The organism is Falsiroseomonas oryzae (genome assembly GCF_027856955.1).
In the GTDB taxonomy this organism is placed as follows: domain Bacteria; phylum Pseudomonadota; class Alphaproteobacteria; order Acetobacterales; family Acetobacteraceae; genus Falsiroseomonas; species Falsiroseomonas oryzae.
In genome coordinates, this window is record NZ_JAPSMD010000654.1 from 1 (window position 1) to 2,187 (window position 2,187).

Genomic DNA, 2,187 nt, shown 5'->3' on the forward strand with positions numbered 1-2,187 from the left:
CCCGGCTGCGTCGCGCTCGCCTTCGGCGGCGTGGATCTCGCCGCCGATCTCGGCTGCGCCTTCGCGTGGGAGCCGCTGCTGCCGCACCGCGCCGCGCTCGTCGCCGCCGCCGCCCGCGCCGGCCGTGCCGTGGTGGACGTGCCCTTCCTGGCACTCGACGACGATGCGGCGCTGGCGGCGGAGACGCGCCGCGTCCAGGCGCTCGGCTTCACCGCCAAGCTCGCCATCCATCCGCGCCAGGTCGCGACGATCCAGCGCGTGCTGACGCCCACGGCCGAGGAGATCGCCCGCGCCCGCCGCATCCTGGACGCGATGGCGGCCGCCGCCGGCGGCGTCTGCGTGGTGGACGGCAAGATGGTGGACGCGCCGGTGGCGCGCGCCGCGCAGCGGGTGCTGGCGCGCGCCCCGGGGTGACGCGCTACGCCTTCTGCGACTTCACCCAGCCGATGTAGCCGCGCACATCCGCCGCCGGCTCGGCATAGGCCGCGCCCAGCGCCGCCTCCATCGCGGCCATGTAGCGCTTCGCCCAGTCGGGCAGCGCGTAGTCGGTGATCGCCAGGAACTCCAGCGTGCAGGCCAGGCGGATGTCGGCGATGGAGGGGTGGTCGCCGCCGATGAAGGGCCTGTCGCCCAGGAAGAAGCCGCGGAACACCTCGAGTGGTGCGTCCAGCGCCGCCTGCGCCGCGCGCCGCGCCGCCTCCTTGGCCTCGGCGCCCGCGTCGCTGGCGCCGACCTCGCCGGGATATTGCGGGAAGCCCAGCAGCGGATAGGTCGCGCGGGCGAGATAGGGATAGAAGGTCCCGACCAGGTAGAACATCGCGCTGTCCACCATGGCGCGCTGCGCCGGATCGGCCGGGTAGAAGCGCGCCAGCCCGTGCCGGTTGCAGAGGTACTGCATGATGGCGCAGCTCTCCCACAGCGCGCCCTTCGGCAGCCCCGCCTCCTCGATCATCGGCGTCAGGCAGGACGGGTTGCGCGCCATGAACTCCGCGCTGCGCGTCTGGCCGTAGGCATCCGCCTCGGTGAAGGGCAGGCCGGCGGCGCGCACGAAGACGCGCACCGCCATGTTGTTCACGCTCGGCTTGATGACGCTCAGCTTCAGCATCCCGGGGTCCCTTCCCTTGTCGCTCAATACGGATTGCGCGGCGCGCGGTCCGCCGACAGCGACGCCTGCCGACGCGCCACCAGCGCCTCGATCGCGTCGGCAAGGTGGATCTCGGCGATGTTGGGATCGCCGCGCGCCACGCGGATCCGGTGCGCCTCGAACAGCACCTCGGCATGGGTGCAGCCCGTCGGCGGCTCGAAGCGGTAGGACGCCAGCTCGATCAGCAGGCCGAGCGGATCCTCGAAATAGATCGAATCCATGAAGCCGCGGTCCTTCACGCCGCTGTGGCGGATGCCGCGCTCCTCGAGCCGCGTCGCCGCCTGCAGGAAGGTCGCGCGGGAGACGGCGAAGGCGATGTGGTGCACGCAGCCGATCCCGGTCGGCGTGCGCGTCGGGTCCGGCCGGCGTGTCTCGTCGGTGAAGACCGTGATCAGCCGCCCGTCGCCGGGGTCGAAATACAGGTGGCTCTCGCTGGCCTTGTCCAGGTTCGGCTGCTCGAAGACGAAGGGCATGCCCAGCACGCCTTCCCAGAAGTCGATCGAGGTCTGCCGGTCCGCGCCGACCAGCGTGACGTGGTGCACGCCCTGCGCCTGCAGCTTCCGCACCGCGACCTCCCCATGCCGGAGCCGCAGACTAGACCACGTTCCGATCGGCTGGAATCAGGCGATCGGAAGCCCGGTTCCCAGGAAGCGCGGCGGCGCGGGCGGCGCGCCCGACCGCGGCGCATGCCCGACGCTCATCCGTGCAGCAGCGCCATCAGGCCGAGCAGCGCCAGCGTGGCCAGTGTCCCGGCCAGGATCGCGCCCAGGCCGATGCCGGGCCGCCGCCCGCGGCGGGCATGTCGCCGGGGCACCGTATCGTGCCGTCGCGGCGGCGATGCCGTCCCCGCCGCGTTGCCGGACCCGGGAATGCGGATGCCCTGCGCCATGGCGCAACTCCGACCATGCCGGGCGACGCCGCCTCACGGCAGGACGCGCCACGCCAGCAGCCTGCGACCATCCCGCACGACCGCGGCGGCCCGGGTTCGGGCCGCCGCGAGGTTCGCCCGCTACGGCTTCGCCGCGTCGGCCGGCAGGTTGCGG

4 protein-coding genes are annotated in these 2,187 nt (G+C 73.3%); 1 reads left to right on the top strand and 3 read right to left on the bottom strand.

Features of this window, described 5'->3' with window-relative positions; translation table 11 throughout:
• The coding region (locus OZN99_RS30160; protein WP_270938903.1) for an aldolase/citrate lyase family protein at positions 1-414 on the top strand (414 nt) is incomplete at its 5' end.
• 4 nt (positions 415-418) lie between these two features.
• Here OZN99_RS30160 and OZN99_RS30165 read toward each other — a convergent pair.
• The 3 genes from OZN99_RS30165 to OZN99_RS30175 all read right to left on the bottom strand — a co-directional run bounded on the left by OZN99_RS30165 (position 419) and on the right by OZN99_RS30175 (position 2,033).
• Positions 419-1,105 (bottom strand): glutathione S-transferase family protein, encoded by a 687-nt coding sequence (locus OZN99_RS30165; protein WP_270938904.1) that lies wholly within the window; start codon positions 1,103-1,105, stop codon positions 419-421.
• Positions 1,106-1,128: 23 nt separating this feature from the next.
• Entirely contained in the window at positions 1,129-1,710 is a 582-nt protein-coding gene (locus OZN99_RS30170; RefSeq protein ID WP_270938905.1) for a VOC family protein, read from the bottom strand.
• A gap of 131 nt (positions 1,711-1,841) precedes the next feature.
• Positions 1,842-2,033, bottom strand: coding sequence for a hypothetical protein (locus OZN99_RS30175; protein WP_270938906.1), 192 nt, complete (start codon positions 2,031-2,033; stop codon positions 1,842-1,844).
• Between the last annotated feature and the right edge of the window lie 154 nt (positions 2,034-2,187).

Excerpts from the sequence above, each read along its gene's own strand:
- OZN99_RS30165 (WP_270938904.1), bottom strand. The coding sequence starts at position 1,105 with ATGCTGAAGCTGAGCGTCATCAAGCCGAGCGTGAACAACATGGCGGTG.
- OZN99_RS30175 (WP_270938906.1), bottom strand. The coding sequence starts at position 2,033 with ATGGCGCAGGGCATCCGCATTCCCGGGTCCGGCAACGCGGCGGGGACG.